At 43.3% G+C, this 16,799-nt stretch carries 10 protein-coding genes; 7 read left to right on the top strand and 3 right to left on the bottom strand.

The features are described from left to right. Nucleotides 1-157: 157 nt before the first annotated feature. The 3 genes from EAH55_RS19625 to EAH55_RS19615 form a co-directional block, all read right to left on the bottom strand. On the bottom strand, nt 158-337 hold the full coding sequence (locus EAH55_RS19625) for a histone H1 (RefSeq protein ID WP_112569396.1): 180 nt from the start codon (nt 335-337) through the stop codon (nt 158-160). Between the two features lie 161 nt (nt 338-498). Continuing rightward, nucleotides 499-2,901 (bottom strand): glycoside hydrolase family 127 protein, encoded by a 2,403-nt coding sequence (locus EAH55_RS19620; RefSeq protein ID WP_162996968.1) that lies wholly within the window; start codon nt 2,899-2,901, stop codon nt 499-501. A gap of 26 nt (nt 2,902-2,927) precedes the next feature. Next, nucleotides 2,928-5,297, bottom strand: coding sequence for a glycoside hydrolase family 127 protein (locus EAH55_RS19615; RefSeq protein WP_162996967.1), 2,370 nt, complete (start codon nt 5,295-5,297; stop codon nt 2,928-2,930). 346 nt (nt 5,298-5,643) lie between these two features. Between EAH55_RS19615 and EAH55_RS19610 the strand changes: the two genes are divergently transcribed. The 7 genes from EAH55_RS19610 to EAH55_RS19580 all read left to right on the top strand — a co-directional run bounded on the left by EAH55_RS19610 (nt 5,644) and on the right by EAH55_RS19580 (nt 16,744). Next, nucleotides 5,644-8,670, top strand: coding sequence for a SusC/RagA family TonB-linked outer membrane protein (locus EAH55_RS19610; RefSeq protein ID WP_121811149.1), 3,027 nt, complete (start codon nt 5,644-5,646; stop codon nt 8,668-8,670). 27 nt (nt 8,671-8,697) lie between these two features. Beyond that, a complete protein-coding gene (locus EAH55_RS19605; RefSeq protein WP_121811148.1) occupies nt 8,698-10,095 on the top strand; it encodes a SusD/RagB family nutrient-binding outer membrane lipoprotein in 1,398 nt (465 codons plus the stop codon). 121 nt (nt 10,096-10,216) lie between these two features. Next, nucleotides 10,217-11,155, top strand: a complete 939-nt coding sequence (locus EAH55_RS19600; protein WP_121811147.1) for a dihydrodipicolinate synthase family protein — start codon at nt 10,217-10,219, stop codon at nt 11,153-11,155. A gap of 6 nt (nt 11,156-11,161) precedes the next feature. Then, nucleotides 11,162-12,163, top strand: a complete 1,002-nt coding sequence (locus tag EAH55_RS19595; protein WP_112569406.1) for a 4-hydroxyproline epimerase — start codon at nt 11,162-11,164, stop codon at nt 12,161-12,163. A 169-nt stretch (nt 12,164-12,332) separates the two neighbouring features. Then, a complete protein-coding gene (locus EAH55_RS19590; protein WP_121811146.1) occupies nt 12,333-13,577 on the top strand; it encodes an NAD(P)/FAD-dependent oxidoreductase in 1,245 nt (414 codons plus the stop codon). A gap of 426 nt (nt 13,578-14,003) precedes the next feature. Next, entirely contained in the window at nt 14,004-14,906 is a 903-nt protein-coding gene (locus tag EAH55_RS19585; RefSeq protein WP_112569410.1) for an AraC family transcriptional regulator, read from the top strand. A 38-nt stretch (nt 14,907-14,944) separates the two neighbouring features. After that, nucleotides 14,945-16,744 (top strand): DUF885 family protein, encoded by a 1,800-nt coding sequence (locus tag EAH55_RS19580; protein ID WP_208644890.1) that lies wholly within the window; start codon nt 14,945-14,947, stop codon nt 16,742-16,744. Nucleotides 16,745-16,799 lie beyond the last annotated feature (55 nt).

The following is a 16,799-nucleotide window of genomic DNA, read 5'->3' as shown; positions in this document are numbered from 1 at the left end:
TATTAAGTACTTATGGTTTTGATAATTAGTATAACTATTGAGAAAAAATTAAACGGGGAAGAGGAGGCGATACGCTGATGTCGACGGGACTTTTTAAAACAGAAAAAGCGGGTACATGGAAAAACCAGACCCGCTTTATTCAAAAGATTTTTAACTGTTATTTTTCAGTGTTTTTAAGTTCAGTAACTTCTTTACGGATATCCGTAGCTAATACTTTTAATTGTTGCATAGCGTTACGCAACCTTGTACCAGCTGCTTTGTTACCTTTTTCATAAAAGCTTGCCGCGTCAGCTTCTGCCGCTGCGATAACTTCTTTCACTTTTTCAAAATTTACCATTTTTTTATTTTTTAAGGCCGCAAATGTATAGAATATAACTGTATAGGCAATAGTGTAATACGGTCTCTTCTACAAATTGAGGTTAGTGTTTAGTCCAAAGTTATAAGTTCTAAGCAGAGAAAAAAGAAAAAACGGCTTCTGATCTCTAACTTAACAACAGCTTATTTAACTGCCCATTCATGGATGCCGCTTGAATTATCAACCGGTAATTGGATTTCCATACGCAGGGCCGTAGTAGCCACCGGTTCAAAAGTAACCACGTTAAAGCCGTCTTTACTTACGGTGTAAGGCGTAGTGTTTTTAACCGGAACCCATTGACCGTCTTTCTTATACAGGATTTTGTATGACGCCGGGATACGGCAACCGCCCCACGGGCCATCATCATACCAATATACTTTTGATTCGCTTACAGTATGCTCGGCATCAAAATCATACTGCACAAACTCGCTGGTGTTTTTAGCAGGCCACCAGTGCAGGTATGGGTAATTGGTGTCTTTTGAGTCGGCAGGCTCATACTGGTCTTTGATGGCCGCAAACATTCTCGTATTTTTTAACGAAGCGCTTACCTTACTTGTACTTGCGATAGTTGGAGCCGGTTTTGGCCGCACTGCCGAAGCTTCATAAGGGATCCAAACGGTCATTTCGCTTGGTCCGCGGTTAGCCCAGGCGTAGTAGGGGATGGCCTTTACCATCTGATCGGTTTGTAAAAGGCTGTCGGTTTTCAGCTGGCGTTTAGCGCTTTTTCCTTCTGCGGTAATTACGTCAACACCGTTTAACAGGTCGGCCTGATAGTTGGCGTTGGCGATAGCGTTTTTATTGATCAATATATTTTGCACCAGGCTGTCTTTATTGTCCGGGCCTTCAAGGCAATAAACAATAGGGCCGCGCTCAAAGGCAAATCTGCCCCTGTCATCCTTAACCTGGTTATTGGCCAATACCTTTTCGGTTTCCATCGGCAACAAAAGCGAAACCTTGTCGCCTTTTTTCCAGGTGCGTTTTAATACGGCGTAACCTTTTTCTGTTTCAAATGATTTTGCCTGCCCGTTAATCATCAGCGTAAGCGGGAAGGATTTTTTATCCATAAAGGTGTACAGGTCGCCCGGTACAGGTTGTTGTTTTGCCCAGCCCGGTATGCGCACCCTTAAAGTGAACTCGCCTGCTTTATCGGGGTTAACAGTAATATCAACCCGGCCTTTCCAGGGGTAATCGGTTTGCTGCACAATATTCACGTTGCCCTCAGTAAGCTTGATATTGCTTGAGTTGCTCATGAACAGGTTAACGTAAAGGTCGTTTTTGTTTTTAGCGTAAACATAACCCGGTAATGATGGCAGGAAACGGGTCATGTTGCTGATACAGCAGGCACAGCTGATCCATGCGCTGCGTTGGTGCTGGAACATAGAAGCCAGCGGGTTAGGATAGAAGAACCTGTTACCACTCAACGATACGCCCGACAGCAGGCCGTTATACAGCGTACGTTCAAGTACGTCGATGTATTTTGAATCGCCATGCAGCAGGAACATCCTGTTGTTCCAGTAAACGTTGCCAATGGCAGCACAAGTTTCAGCATAAGCCGACATGTTTGGCAATTGGTATGCATCGCCAAAAGCCTCGCCAGCCCCGGTTGCGCCGATGCCGCCTGTTATATAAAGCTTTTTAGTTACCACATCGCTCCAGATATCATCTATGGCTGTCAAATAGCTTGTATTGCCTGTTAAGGCCGCGATATCGGCCATGCCGGTATACATATATGCAGCCCTCACCGCGTGGCCTTCGGCCTCGTGCTGATCAACTACCTTTTTATCGGCCTGGTTATAAGCATCGCCTTTAGGGCCGCGAACATCTAAGAAAAACTTAGCCAGGTCAAGATATTGCTTATTGCCGGTAACACGGTACATTTTTGAAAGACCGATCTCCACGATCTGATGGCCCGGATATTCTTCAATTTTGCCCGGCCCAAAAGTTTTTACCAACAAATCGGCATTTTTTATGGCGATGTTGAGTAGCGTGCGCTTGCCCGTAGCCTGGTAATGTGCAACAGCAGCCTCGTAAAGGTGGCCTGCGTTGTACAGCTCATGGCTCAATATTTCTTCATTCACCCAGCGTTTGTCACCAATCCATTCGTGCGGTTTTTTAGCGTTAACCGTTCTGAAGGTGTACAGGTAACCATCAGGCTCCTGGGCGGCACCGATAATCGAAATAAGGCTATCAATTGATTTATCCAGTTCCGGGTTTCTTTTATTCTGCATGGAATAAGAAGCACCCTCAATGGCCTTGTAAACATCGGTATCATCAAACGGAAATTCACTTAATTTATCGCCATCCAGTTTTTTTGCGGCACGTAAAAAGTTGTCTACACGGCCATTGGCTTTACATTGCGCCAATACATATGGGATAGTAACCTTAGCGTTTACCTCCATTTTTGGCTGCCAGAAATTGTCATTTACATGCACACTGGTAAAGGCAACCGGCTGGATAGGGTAATCCTTTTGCTGTGCCAAAAGCGGACTTACAAGTGCCGTTAAAGACACAGCAAGTACACCGGCGACTTTTTGTTTATTGATCATGATATTAAAGTTCGTTTAATTTAAAATTAGTTTTTAACCATGCGGGTGCCATAAACCGGCCCTGCGCTGTTTTCTTTTTGTGGCAGCAGTTTTACAGTTACCTTTTGCTTGCCTTTAGTTAGCTCGATAGGCAGGGTGTAGCTGATATCGTAAAAACGGCTTTCCTTATATTGGTTCAGATCTTCAGAAGCCAGTTTAACGCCATCAATCAAAATATCAAATCGGCGACCGCGGTTATCCATGCCCCAATAAGTATTGATGAGGGTATTTTGAGCGTTGGCATCCACCTTCATTTCATATTGCAGGTAACCACCATTTTCTGTCGACCGCCATTTCTTTTGGTGATCTTCGCCGGTAGTGGCGTTTTCGCTGGTGAAGTTGTGGTCGCGCTCGGGCTGCATCTCGCCTAAGCGTACAATATCCATGGTGCGGGCTTCCAGTTCCTGTTGCTTTTTGCGTTGCTCTTCGTAAGCCTTTTGCTGTACAGCCCAGGTTTGCGGTGTAAATACATCCCAATAAACCGAATAGTATTCATTTTTGGTTTGATTGAATGGGATCAATGTAACTTCCTCAGGCTTTGAAATGTTCACCGTGCGGAAGCTTAGTTGTTTTTTATCAACCAGTTGCAGCCATTGGTTAGGATCGGTTTCGCTGGTTACAAAAACCGGTACGCCTTTCAGCGGATCAGGTTCGGTATTACCCAAATTACCTGCAAGTAACACCGGGCCATAAAATACAGCGCGTCTGTTTGCATTATCCGGCATGGCTTCGGTGTAAAGCTTTTCAGGAGTAGTAAACTCAATCTTATCGTTGTTATTCCATTTGCGGTTTAAAACAATATATCCTTGGTCATCAGTAGTAGCGGTTTGCGACTTACCGTTAATGCTGATGGTAGCATCGCTGCTCCATTTTGGTTTGCGGATGCGGATAGCCATAGTAAGCGGCTTTTTGGTATTTATCGTAAATGAGATATGATCGTCATTAGGGAAACTGCTTTCCTGCTTTACCGATAAACCTTTTGATGCCCAGTTTAGTACCGATGGGATGAACAGGTTTACGTATAAACTACCATCGGCCCCTCTGAAGTAAATGCTTTCGTTGTACTTAACGTGGTTTTCCATACCAGAGCCAACGCAACAGGTAAAATCATCAAACGGGGTACTGTAATGTTTAGTACCACCCATGCGCAGGGGGACAAAATAGCACATCATGCCATCCGAGTGATTTTGGGAGGCAAGGATGTGGTTATACAATGCCTTTTCATAATAATCCATCAGCATGGCCGAAGGCTCAACCGCGAATAAATGCCGGGTTAGTTTCAGCATATTATAAGTGTTGCAGGTTTCGGTTGTGTTTTCGGTAAGCTTATCGTTTAGTTTATCTGCATCACTCAGATATTCATAATTGCTGTTGCCACCCGTAGCGTATGAGTGGTGGTTAACAATGGTTGTCCAGAAGAAATCGGCAATGGCTTTATCCTTTTTATCGCCGGTGATCTCATACCTGCGTGCGCTGGCTATGATCTTAGGGATCTGGGTGTTGGAGTGTTTACCCGGCAAAATATCCTGCTGTTGGGATAGCGGATCAAGGATCTTTTTATCGTAAAACTTGTATGATAGTTCAAGGTACTTTTTATCACCGTTGATAGCGTACAGGTTAGCAAGCGTTTCGGCCATGCCGCCATATTCGCATAGGAGCATTTTTTGCAGTTTTTCGTCATCAAGGTTTTTGATGGTTTCGCCTGTCCAGTCGGCCATGCCTTTACATACTTTCAGTGCTTCGGCATTATTACAATATAAATAGGCATCAAGTAAACCGCCCATGATCTTGTGTACTGTATACCATGGCGACCAGCCGCCATTCAGGTCGAAGCCGCGTGAACGGATATCGCCTTTGGCAACCTCAGCCCAAATAGTATCTTCTTTAGGAATAGCGCCTACGTAACCGGTTTTACGGGCTACCTGGCATTCGTCAAGCTCTTTAACTATATAGTTTACACGTTTTAAAAACTCAGGATCGCGGGTTGATGCATAATGCATGGATATCGCCGATAGGTAGTGGCCAAGTGTATGCCCTGCCAAACCTGATGATTCCCAGCCTTCATACATTTTATCCTTAGGTTTAAGGCCCGAATGTGAGCGGAAGGCCGAGAGCAACCTGTCGGGCTCTATGGATAGCAAATATTTAACATCAGCATCCATCGCTTTTTTAAAAGGGCTCTCTAATAATTGAACATCCTTTAAGTTAAATGAATAGGCCTTAACCGGAACCACCGGTTTTACTTTTACCCGGGTATCGTTCCACTCAGGCACATATGATTGCGCATGTATTGTTTGTGCCCCCGCTAAGCAGGCAGCGAGGCATAAGTTCAATTTAAACCACTTTTTTATAAGCATGATCCGTTTTTGTAATTGTAATAATAATTATCCTCTAAATTATTGTGCTTTTCACAATTATTTTCATTGGTATTTTGCAGTTGATAGCAGGATTTTACCCGTTTTTTTAACGCATTGGCCGTTTATAGTAAGTTTCTTAGTGCTTTTCACAGCCTAATGGCAAAATATTAACGTATTTAAAAGTTTTATATAAAAATAATAACAAATTAATGCTATTGTAACAGGAATGTTAATATATGGGCAGTATTGGCAAAATTCATAATAAAATAAGGGGCGGTACGCCGATAGTTTTACGTGTCTGAAATACAGTGTGTAATACATAGTCATTAACCCCAAAATTTAATTTATGAAGTTTAAACAATTACTAAAGAGGTTCATTTTGCCTTTACTAAGTGTGTTTGTGTTTTGTTACAGCACATACGCGCAAACAGTAACACTAAAAGGAAAGGTAACCGACGAGAAGGGCGAGCCCATAGCCGGCGCTTCCGTTAAAATAAAAGGTACAAACGCTGGTTCTGTTACCAACACCGGCGGTTTGTTCAGCCTTAATTATAATGGGCAGGGCACATTAATTGTAACTGCCATTGGTTTTACCGCTCATGAAGTTAAATTGACAGGCCAGGCGCAGGTTAATGTGACCTTAGCCGATGACAACAAAGTACTTAATGAAGTGGTTGTTACCGCCCTTGGTATAAAACGCGATAAAAAGATCCTGACTTACAGTACCCAGGAAATTAAGGGCGAATCGCTCACGCAATCAAAAGAGCCCAACCTTGTAAATGCCATTGCCGGTAAAGCCGCAGGCGTACAGGTAACCAGTTCATCAGGTACGCCAGGTAGTTCATCACGTATCGTAGTCCGTGGCGGTTCATCATTTTTTGGTGATAACCAGGCGTTAATGGTAGTTGACGGTGTGCCGGTTGATAACTCCGAAACAGGTAACCTTAACTCTGGGCCCGGTACTAACCGTATTGCCGATATCGATCCATCTATCATTTCAAATATCAACGTGCTCAAAGGCGCAGCAGCTACCGCGCTTTACGGTTCAAAGGGTGCAAACGGTGTTATTATTATCACCACAAAAAATGGCGCTTTAAATAAAAAGCCACTAATCACCTTTTCATCAGATTTTTCTGCCGAAAAACCTTTATTGCCACAAATCCAAAATAAGTATTCATTGGGTACCAATGGTAATTACTATGATGGTGTAACGCAAAAAACCAGTACATCATGGGGTGCCCGCATGGATACCCTTAAAATAAACGGGCAGCCTGCCAAAGTTTATAACCAGTCCGATCTGTTTTTTAAAACCGGGCATACTTACAATAACACCATTAACATAGGTGGTGGTGGCACAGCCTCTACTTACCTTGTTTCATACTCAAACCTTAATCAGCAGGGTACAGTTCCAACAACTAAGTTTTTACGTAATACTTTCTTTGCTAAATACAGCGCACAGGTATTGAAAAATCTGAATACTACATTTCAGTTAAACTATACCAATTCGCAAAACGACAGGTTGCCTGAAGGTTATGCTTTGGAAAGCCCGGTATGGACAATTTTTACAGCTCCGGTTTCGTACAATCTGCAGCCTTACTTAAATGCCGATGGTACCCAGCGTTTATATCGTTTCTCGCGTAATAACCCGTACTGGGTGTTAGATAATATCAAAAATCATTCGGGTGTTAACAGGTTTTTACCAACTTTTACTGCCGATTACAAGCCTTTACCATGGTTAACTGTTACCGAGCGTTTTGGTGCTGATGTTTATACTGAGATGGACAGGTATCATGAATCAACCCAATCGGTTTCAAACCCTAATGGTCGTTTGGTTGATAACAACACTACCTTCCGCCAGTACAATAACGATTTCATGGTGAGTGCAAACAAGCAGTTTGGCGACTTTAACCTTGATGTTTTATTAGGTAACAATATTTTCTCCAGCTATTCAGAAAATACATACGCTAATGGTGTTGGCTTAACCGTACCTGGCTTGTATAACATGGCTTCGGCGTCAACAGTTACTTACAAAGAGGCCTCATACCTGCAGCGTAAGGTTGGTTTTTACCTGCAATCAAATATCGAGTACAAACGCTTCCTGGTGTTATCACTAACAGGCAGGTACGATGGTAACTCGGTACTGTCAACCGATCATAATTTTTATCCTTACGGATCGGCTGCAACCAGCTTTATATTTTCAGAGTTTTTTAGCCCCGAGTTTTCAAAGGTTATGAACCTGGGTAAGTTAAGGGTATCATATGGTACGGTAGGTAATGATGGCAGCATAAGCCCTTACAGCTTGTTAACAGCTTATAACAGTGCAACTATCCGTAACCTTACATTTCCTTACGCAGGCCAGTCGGGCTTTTTAATATCAGATGTATTGGGTAACGCCAACCTGAAAAGCGAGCGTATTAACGAGTTTGAAGCAGGCTTTGAAGCTGGTTTCTTCAACAACCGAATCAGCCTGGAAGCTTCGTTCTACAGCAAAAAAACAATTGATGGTATTATCCCGTCAGTGTCTATCGCTCCGTCAACAGGTTATGCGGCAACAAGCGTAAACTCTGCTGTGATGCGTAACAGGGGTATCGAGGTGTTGTTAAACGCGTCGCCTGTAAAAAGCCGCGACTTTAGCTGGGACCTTACTTTAAACTTTACCCGCAACCGTAACAAGGTATTATCTATTTATAAAGATCAGCAGCAATTGGGTAACGGCTTTACCAATATCATTGTTGGACAGCCTTACGGTGTTATTTACGGCACCCGTTATGCCCGTAACGCGGCAGGTAAATTGTTGATTGATGATTCGGGCCTTCCATATGCCGATGATAACCAGGGTATAGTAGGTAATATTAATCCTAACTGGCTTGGCGGTATCAACAACAACTTCAGGTATAAACAATTCAACTTCAGTTTCTTCTTTGATATTAAACGCGGCGGCGACATCCAAAACAACGTTGATGGTTACGGCTATTTTTATGGTACTCCAAAAGTTACCGAAAACCGTGGTCCGCGGGTAGTTGATGGTGTAAATGCCACTACCGGTCAGCCAAATACCATAGCGGTTAACGGTCAGGCTTATTACCAACGCGCAAACAGTGTGCTTGAGTCTGTTATTCAGGATGGCAGCTATGTTAAACTGCGTAATGTTAGTTTAGGCTATACTTTAAAACCATCGTGGTTAAGCAAAAGCCCTTTCAAATCGGCAACATTTAGCGTAACCGGCCGTAACCTTTGGATCCATGCGCCGCACTTTACCGGCGGCGACCCGGAAGTTAGTTCATTTGGCTCATCAAACGGTTCGCAGGGTATTTATTCATTCTCAACCCCAACTTCAAAATCAGTTGATTTTAGCTTGAAAGTTACCCTATAATTTAAATCATTAATCAGAGAAATTGTCATGAAAAATAAATATATCACGTTAGTAACATGCGCGTTGGTAAGCTTTACGGGCTGTAAAAAATATATTGATGTAAACCAGGACCCCAACAGGCCTATCGATGTTAAGGAGTCATTGATCCTGGCTCCGGTTGAAGCTGCCATATCACAAAATATTACTGCCGCCGGCGGAGGTAACCTTGCTATAGTATTGCAACAATACCTGCAGGTAATAGCCCTAAACCAGGTACCTCCAAACTTTGGCACTTACCTCATGTACCATCAGGATATGGATGGCGACTGGTACAATTTTTATGTACAGGTTATGAACAACCTTGTATTGCTCGATAAAAAAGCAGAGGCCGATGGCAATGCCAATTATGCAGCCATTTCAAAGATTTTGCTTGCTTACACCCTTGGTTCGGCTACTGATGCCTGGGGCGATGTGCCATACTCAAAAGGTTTTGGCGGTACTGATAACCTTACCCCAACTTATGATAGCCAGGAAGCCGTTTATACGCAGGTACAAACCCTGCTTGATAATGCCATTGCCGATATTGCCAAAAACAGCACTACGGTGCCATCGGGTGATGATTACTATTACACCGGCGATATGACCAAATGGAAAAAGGCTGCCTACACGCTAAAAGCGCGTTATTACATGCACCTTACCAAAGCTCCGGGACATACCGCGGCTGCACAGGCCCAGCTGGCGCTTACCGCTCTTGAAAACGGTATGGTAAGTAATGATGATGATATGAAAATGCCTTTCAGCGGTGCCGCAGGTGCTGAAAACCCTTGGCAACAGAACTTTTTACCGGGTTCAACATTGGTGTTGGCTTCAACTTTTGTTGATGGTTTTAAAACCAGGAAAGACCCACGTTTGTCAAAAATGGTTGCTCCTGCAATTGAAACAGGTTTATATACCGGCCGTCAGATAGGTTTGGAAGATATCGGTAGTTTGGAATCATACTCATTGGGCGGCTCTTTTTATGCAAGTACAAGCTCAAATAACTACATTGTTACTTACTCGGAAGCATTATTCTTAAAAGCCGAAGCTACATTTGTATTATCAGGTGCTACGGCAGCGCAACCGGTTTATTTGCTGGCGGTTAAATCGCATATGTCAAAACTGGGTATTGCCGATGCTGATGTAAATACTTACCTGGCTTCAAGAGGTACATTAACCAGTGCTAATGCCATGCAGCTGATTATTGAGGAAAAGGTTGTGGCCAACTTCCTGTCGATGGAGAATTATGTTGATTGGAGACGTACAGGCTATCCGGCCTTAACCAAGGTGAAAAATGCTTTGTCGGATATTCCGCGGAGGGTATTATATCCACAGTCGGAAATGACCTCGAACCCGCAGCCGCAGCAAAGCGCCAAGCTTACTGACAGGCTTTGGTGGGATGTGCAATAGGCATTATTTAGCAGGCAAGTTGTCTGTATATGGCATTGTATGTTAAAATACGGTCAATGTCTGCTAAATTGTTAAATATTCGTAATAAGTACTATTTTAATTTTGTGAAAAATAATATACAATGATAACTTTTGATTGGAAAGGCGTACTCCCTGCAGTAACTACTAAATTTACAGATAACGACGAACTTGATTTTGAAGCTTTTGATATAAACCTGAATGCGCAGCTTGAGGCTGGTGTTGATGGTTTTATATTAGGTGGCTCATTGGGCGAAGCAAGCGTATTAAGCGATGATGAAAAATTCGCGCTGCTTGCTCACACTGTTGAATTTGTTCAAGGTAAAGTACCTGTTATATTAAATATTGCTGAGCAAACTACCAAAGCGGCTGTTGCTTATGCACAAAAAGCATTTGATAAGGGTGCTGATGGCTTAATGCTGTTGCCACCTATGCGTTACAACAGCGAAGCCCGTGAAACCATTGCTTATTTAACTTCTATCGCTAAAAGTACCGAACTGCCGATCATGATCTACAATAACCCTGTTGATTATAAGATTGAGGTTACTTTAGATATGTTTGCAGAACTTGCAGCATATGATAATATTCAGGCGGTAAAAGAGTCAACCCGTGATGTATCAAACGTTACCCGTATGATTAACAAGTTTGGCGACAGGTTTAAGATCTTCACTGGCGTTGATCCGCTGGCTATGGAAAGCCTTGTAATGGGTGCCGATGGCTGGGTTGCCGGTTTGGTTGACGCTTTCCCTAAAGAAACTGTTGCCATTTACCGTTTGGTAAAAGCTAAAAGGTATGATGAGGCCCTGGCTATTTACCGTTGGTTTTTACCGGTGCTTGAACTGGATATCCACCCTAAACTGGTACAATACATTAAACTGGCCGAGGTTGCAACGGGCATAGGTACCGAAAACGTACGTGCGCCACGTTTGCCGTTAATTGGTGCCGAGCGCGAAAAAGTTCAGAAAATTATCAATGACGCGCTTGCTGCAAGGCCGGAATTGCCTGTTGGAAGCTGGGGTAAATTAACCGAGGTAGCGTTATAATAATATATGGCAAGTAAAACTTTCTTTTGTGTTGATGCCCATACCTGCGGTAATCCCGTAAGGTTGGTGGCCGGTGGTGGTCCCACACTAAAAGGCGATAACATGAGCCAGAAACGTCAGCACTTTTTAAAGGAGTACGACTGGATCAGGACAGGCCTGATGTTTGAACCACGTGGTCATGATATGATGTCGGGAAGTATCCTGTATCCGCCTCATGATCCGGAAAACGATGTTGCGGTTTTGTTCATCGAAACCAGCGGTTGTTTGCCAATGTGCGGTCACGGAACTATCGGCACCATCACCATAGCCATTGAGGAAGGATTGATCCAACCTAAAACTCCAGGTATTGTACGTATGGAAGCGCCTGCCGGCCTTGTATTAATTGAGTACAAGCAGGAGGGTAAAAAGGTAACTTCGGTAAAACTCAGAAACGTGGCTGCATATCTTGCCGCGACTGATTTAGAAGTGGAATGCCCTGATCTTGGCACGCTTACTATCGACGTTTCGTATGGTGGTAACTACTACGCCATTGTTGATCCTCAGCCTAACTTTAAAGGCATTGAGAATTATACGGCCGGTCAGTTGATAGCCTGGAGCCAGGTGCTGCGCAAGCGGATCAACGAAAAATACCAGTTTGTGCATCCGCAGGACCCTACCATAAATACCTGTACCCATATCCTTTGGGCAGGTGCCACTTTATCGGCAGATTCAACTGCACGTAACGCGGTATTTTATGGCGATAAAGCCATCGACCGTTCTCCTTGTGGAACCGGCACTTCGGCCCGTATGGCGCAATGGTTTGCCAAAGGTAAATTGAAAGTGGGTGAGTCTTTTGTTCATGAAAGTATCATCGGCAGTAAATTTATTGGCAAGGTTGAGGATGTGGTTAAGATCAATGATATCGACGCCATTATTCCAAGTGTTGAAGGTTGGGCCAAAGTTTATGGCTACAATACCATCAAAATAGATGATGACGATCCTTATGCTCACGGTTTCCAGGTGATATAACATATCACCAAACGTCATTGCAAGGAACGAAGCAATCCCAAACTATACAGGGCGAACCTGCTAACCGGGGATTGCTTCGTTTCTCGCAATGACGTTCTTATTTAACATATTTAGAAAATATTAACAAGCTTTCGGCTCTCCGCCTTAAGCTTTAAGCTTTAAAACAAGAATGGCAAAAGTGCTGATAATTGGAGGTGGGATAGTAGGACTTAGTTCGGCTTATTATTTACAAAAGGCCGGGCATGAGGTTACTGTGCTGGATAAGGGCGATATGACCGACAGTTGCTCATATGGAAACGCGGGCATGATAGTGCCAAGTCATTTTATTCCTTTGGCAACACCGGGTATGGTATCGCAGGGTATTAAATGGATGTTCAACAGCAAAAGCCCGTTCTATGTAAAGCCATCCTTAAACCCCGAATTGATTTCATGGGGATTAAAATTTTTAAAGAAAGCCAATACGGAGCATGTTGAAAGGTCGGCCACGCCTTTAACCGAACTGTCGTTGCTCAGCAAAAAGCTTTACGAGGATTTGAGCAAAGAGCCCGGCTTTGATTTTGATTTGGTTGAAAAGGGCATCCTGATGTTTTATAAAACCGAAAAGGCCGGCGAAGAAGAAGCGCACATGGCCGAAAAAGGCAGGGAATTAGGTTTGGATATGGCCGTGCTTAGTGTTGATGATTGTAAGAAGCTGCAACCCAAGCTTGAGCTTGATGTGTTGGGTGCGGTGCATTACCGTTGTGATGCTCACCTGTCGCCCAATAAACTGATGGCTGCTTTAATCAAGCACCTGAAAGCCGTTGCTGTAAAATTGGTGGCTAATAAAGAGGTTACCAAAATAGAAAGCAAAGGTGGTAAGGTAAGCAGGGTATTATCAGGGAATGAGGAATTTATCGCCGATGAGTATGTCATTGCGGGCGGCTCATGGTCACCGGCTATTGGAAAGCTGCTGGGCTTAAAGATCTTACTGATGCCGGGTAAAGGATATTCATTTAATGTGAAGGATGAAAGTGAAACCATGCACATCCCTGCGTTGCTGGCTGAGGCAAGGGTTGCCATTACTCCAATGAACGGAGGCTTACGCTATGGTGGTACTATGGAACTTGATAAAATCAACGACCGCATTAACATGAACCGTGTAAAAGGTATAGTTGAATCGGTGCCGAAGTATTTCCCTGGTTTAAAACCTGCTGTTCCTGATCAAAAAGATATTTGGTTTGGTTTCCGCCCTTCATCTGCCGATGGATTGCCTTATATCGGTAAGAGTAAACAATACAGCAACCTTACAGTAGCAACAGGGCATGGTATGATGGGCTTGAGCCTTGGCGCGGCAACCGGTTTACTGGCCAGTGAAATTATTTCGGGCAAACCAACCTCTATCGATATTAAAGAATTTGCTCCTGAAAGATCTTAATTTAAACAATTGATTACCCTTCCGGCTTGCCGGAAAACGGAACCGTTCATCGATCCCTGATGAGCGGTTTTTTGCTTTAACAGGAGTACGTTTTATTACCTGAATCATAGAAAACAGGTTAAAAAATGGTTTTTCTGCCTAAAAAAGGTGGTTAGTGTAAAATGTACATTAGTTGTATTCTGTACAATTAAAAATATTTTATTCGGTTAAATAATGGCTGTAGTAGCTATAATTTCGATTTTAATTGTTTATATAACATTTAATTTACTTTTTATCTGTTGGATAAAAATGGGTTTTTAGGCCAATTTTGATAGCGCTATCAACCATAAATTACCAGATATTGCCCGTATTTTATCCTTTTAACTTCATTTATTAGCAAATTAAGTTAAGTAATTGTAAATTCAACAAGTATAATCAAAGTAGCAGATGAAAGTTTTACAATTTACTATCCCGGTTCCGCACGATAAAAGTGTGATAGCAGAAAAGGTCTGTTTGCCTTATCATTACCCATACCTGCACCGTCATAAGGAAATTCAGCTCACCTGGATCCAGCAGGGCGAGGGGACTTTGATTGCAGGGAATAACATGCATGATTACTCGGCCGGCGACCTGTTTTTAATTGGCGCCAATCTGCCGCATGTATTTAAAAGCAACCCTGAATACTTTGTGCCTAACTCCAACAAGCAAATTGAGGCGCTTACTATATTTTTTAACCCGGAAGGTGCGCTGGCTCCGCTGTTCTCACTACCTGAGCTTAAGCCCAGCCTGATATTTATGCAACAACATCAGCAAGGGTTTAAAGTGCCGCATTCTGTTGTTGACAAAGTATCGCAGATCATGATCGCCCTGCAAAAGGCATCCGGCCCCGATCAGCTCATTCAGTTTTTCCATTTGTTGAAAGGGCTTACCAACATCAAAACCAAGCTTGATCCTTTATCAACCTATGGCAACCTGCCGGGCATAACCGAAAACGAGGGGATCAGGATAGGTAATATCTACAACTATATTATGCAGCATTACAGTGAGCCTATAACGCTTGAGGATGTTGCTAAGGTAGCCTACATGACCCCCGAGTCGTTTTGCAGATATTTCAAAAAGCATACAGGTCATACGTTTATTTCATTCCTGAACGAGATCAGGATCAATGAGGCTTGCAAGAAACTCATCGCCCATAAATTTGAAAGTATTAATACGGTAGCTTACAAATGTGGCTTCAAAAGTATTACCAACTTTAACCGCGTATTTAAATGTGTAATTGGCAACTCGCCGCGCGGCTATCTCGACTCATACAACAACAATCTTATCAGCCTTAACAGGGCTGCCAGCTAATACGGCTTTTTCTTTTTACCTCAAACCATTAATTTATCGTGCTAATAAATACTAAAACAGCCATAAAAGGTTTAACCCTTTATGCCCTTACTCTTGGCGTGCTTACTGTAAAGGCGCAAACAAAGCCAACCGGTAATTTATACGAGCAAACCAGCGAAATTGCCGGTACCATTATCAGGTATGGGCAGGATATGAATGCAATCCGCGATTTTTACTCGCCCTACAACGTTAATGAGCGCGGCGAAGATCAGTATAAACAGGATGTTATTAACTCTCCCGAACAACGCAAGCGCCTTATTGAGGTTGATAACGACTATCTGAAACAACTGGAGCAAACAGACTTTAACACCCTGAGTATATACGGCAAGGTTGATTATATCCTGCTGAAAAAACGGATCAACTTTGATCTGAAAGACCTGAAGAAAGAAGAAGGCCTGTACAGGCAGGCTGCAAAATACATTTCATTTGCCGATGAGATCTACGCACTTGAACAAAAACGCCGCCGCGGAACATTCGTGGATGGTGAAAAGGTTGCAGGCGATCTGAATAAGATCCTGAAAGAACTCAAGGCGGATACTACAGCGTATCGTAAACTTCCATCTGTGGATATGCCGGTGGCTAAAGTAACTAAGGCCGCTTTGCTTGGTTTGAAAGGGCGTTTAAAAGATTTTTTTGGCTTTTATAATAAGTACGATCCATCGTTTACATGGTGGGTGCCTGAGCCTTATAAGGCTGTTGACAATGCGCTGGAAAGATACAGCGAGTTAGCTATTAGCAAAGGAAAGCTGAACACCAGCCAGAAAAGCGATAGCAGCGGTATCAAAGGCGTGCCGATTGGCAGGGAAGAGTTGATTAGCCAGTTACAGGCCGAGATGATCCCTTATACGCCCGAAGAGCTAATCAAGCTTGCTAACAAGGAGTTTGCCTGGTGCGATAAGGAGATGCTGAAAGCATCGCAGGAAATGGGTTTTGGCAGCGATTGGAAAAAAGCGCTTGAGAAAGTAAAAAACAGTTATGTACCGGTAGGTCATCAGCCCGAACTAATTGTTAAGCTATACAATGATGCCATCAGCTTTATCAAAGAGCGGGACCTGATCACGATACCGCCACTGGCCGAAGAAACCTGGGGTATGGTGATGATGTCGCCGCAGAGGCAATTGGTTAACCCATTTTTTACCGGTGGCAAGGAGATCAGCATCTCGTACCCAACCAATACTATGCAATATGATGACAGGTTGATGAGTATGCGTGGAAATAACCCTTACTTTTCGAGGGGAACGGTACAGCATGAACTAATCCCCGGTCATAACCTGCAGTATTTCATGAACAGCCGTTACAAAGCCTACCGCCAGGATTTTGGGACACCGTTCGCGGTTGAGGGCTGGGCTTTATACTGGGAATTGTTGTTGTACGATAAAGGCTTTGCTAAAACACCTGAAGAGCGTGTTGGTATGCTGTTCTGGCGCATGCACCGCTGTGCAAGGATCATCTTTTCGCTCAACTACCATTTAGGCAACTGGACACCGCAGCAATGTATCGACTTTTTGGTTGACCGTGTTGGTCATGAACGTGCCAATGCCGAAGGTGAAGTAAGGCGCTCGTTTGAAGGTGGCTATAGTCCGCTTTACCAGGTAGCTTATTTGTTGGGCGGTTTACAATTGACCGAATTGAGGAAAGAGTTGGTTGATAGTGGCAAAATGACTTTTAAACAATTCCATGATGCCGCTATCAAAGAAAACCTGATCCCGGTTGAGATGCTTCGCGCCACGTTAACCAACCAGGCCTTAAGCAAAGATTTTACAACAAGCTGGAAATTTTACGATTTCGGAGGTAAATAAATAATTAAATGGCATCGATGATAAAGCTTTAAGCTTTATGCATTCAGCTTTTAGC

This window comes from Mucilaginibacter kameinonensis (assembly GCF_003675385.1).
GTDB classification, from domain to species: Bacteria; Bacteroidota; Bacteroidia; order Sphingobacteriales; family Sphingobacteriaceae; genus Mucilaginibacter; species Mucilaginibacter kameinonensis.
The sequence above is the reverse complement of the archived record's forward strand: the minus strand, read 5'-3'. Positions and strand labels throughout refer to the sequence as shown.

Bases quoted from the DNA above. Each gene is read 5' to 3' on its own strand.
- EAH55_RS19595 (WP_112569406.1), top strand. From the start codon at position 11,162: ATGGCAAGTAAAACTTTCTTTTGTGTTGATGCCCATACCTGCGGTAAT.
- EAH55_RS19625 (WP_112569396.1), bottom strand. From the start codon at position 337: ATGGTAAATTTTGAAAAAGTGAAAGAAGTTATCGCAGCGGCAGAAGCT.
- EAH55_RS19615 (WP_162996967.1), bottom strand. From the start codon at position 5,297: ATGCTTATAAAAAAGTGGTTTAAATTGAACTTATGCCTCGCTGCCTGC.
- EAH55_RS19590 (WP_121811146.1), top strand. From the start codon at position 12,333: ATGGCAAAAGTGCTGATAATTGGAGGTGGGATAGTAGGACTTAGTTCG.
- EAH55_RS19610 (WP_121811149.1), top strand. From the start codon at position 5,644: ATGAAGTTTAAACAATTACTAAAGAGGTTCATTTTGCCTTTACTAAGT.
- EAH55_RS19585 (WP_112569410.1), top strand. From the start codon at position 14,004: ATGAAAGTTTTACAATTTACTATCCCGGTTCCGCACGATAAAAGTGTG.
- EAH55_RS19620 (WP_162996968.1), bottom strand. From the start codon at position 2,901: ATGATCAATAAACAAAAAGTCGCCGGTGTACTTGCTGTGTCTTTAACG.
- EAH55_RS19600 (WP_121811147.1), top strand. From the start codon at position 10,217: ATGATAACTTTTGATTGGAAAGGCGTACTCCCTGCAGTAACTACTAAA.
- EAH55_RS19605 (WP_121811148.1), top strand. From the start codon at position 8,698: ATGAAAAATAAATATATCACGTTAGTAACATGCGCGTTGGTAAGCTTT.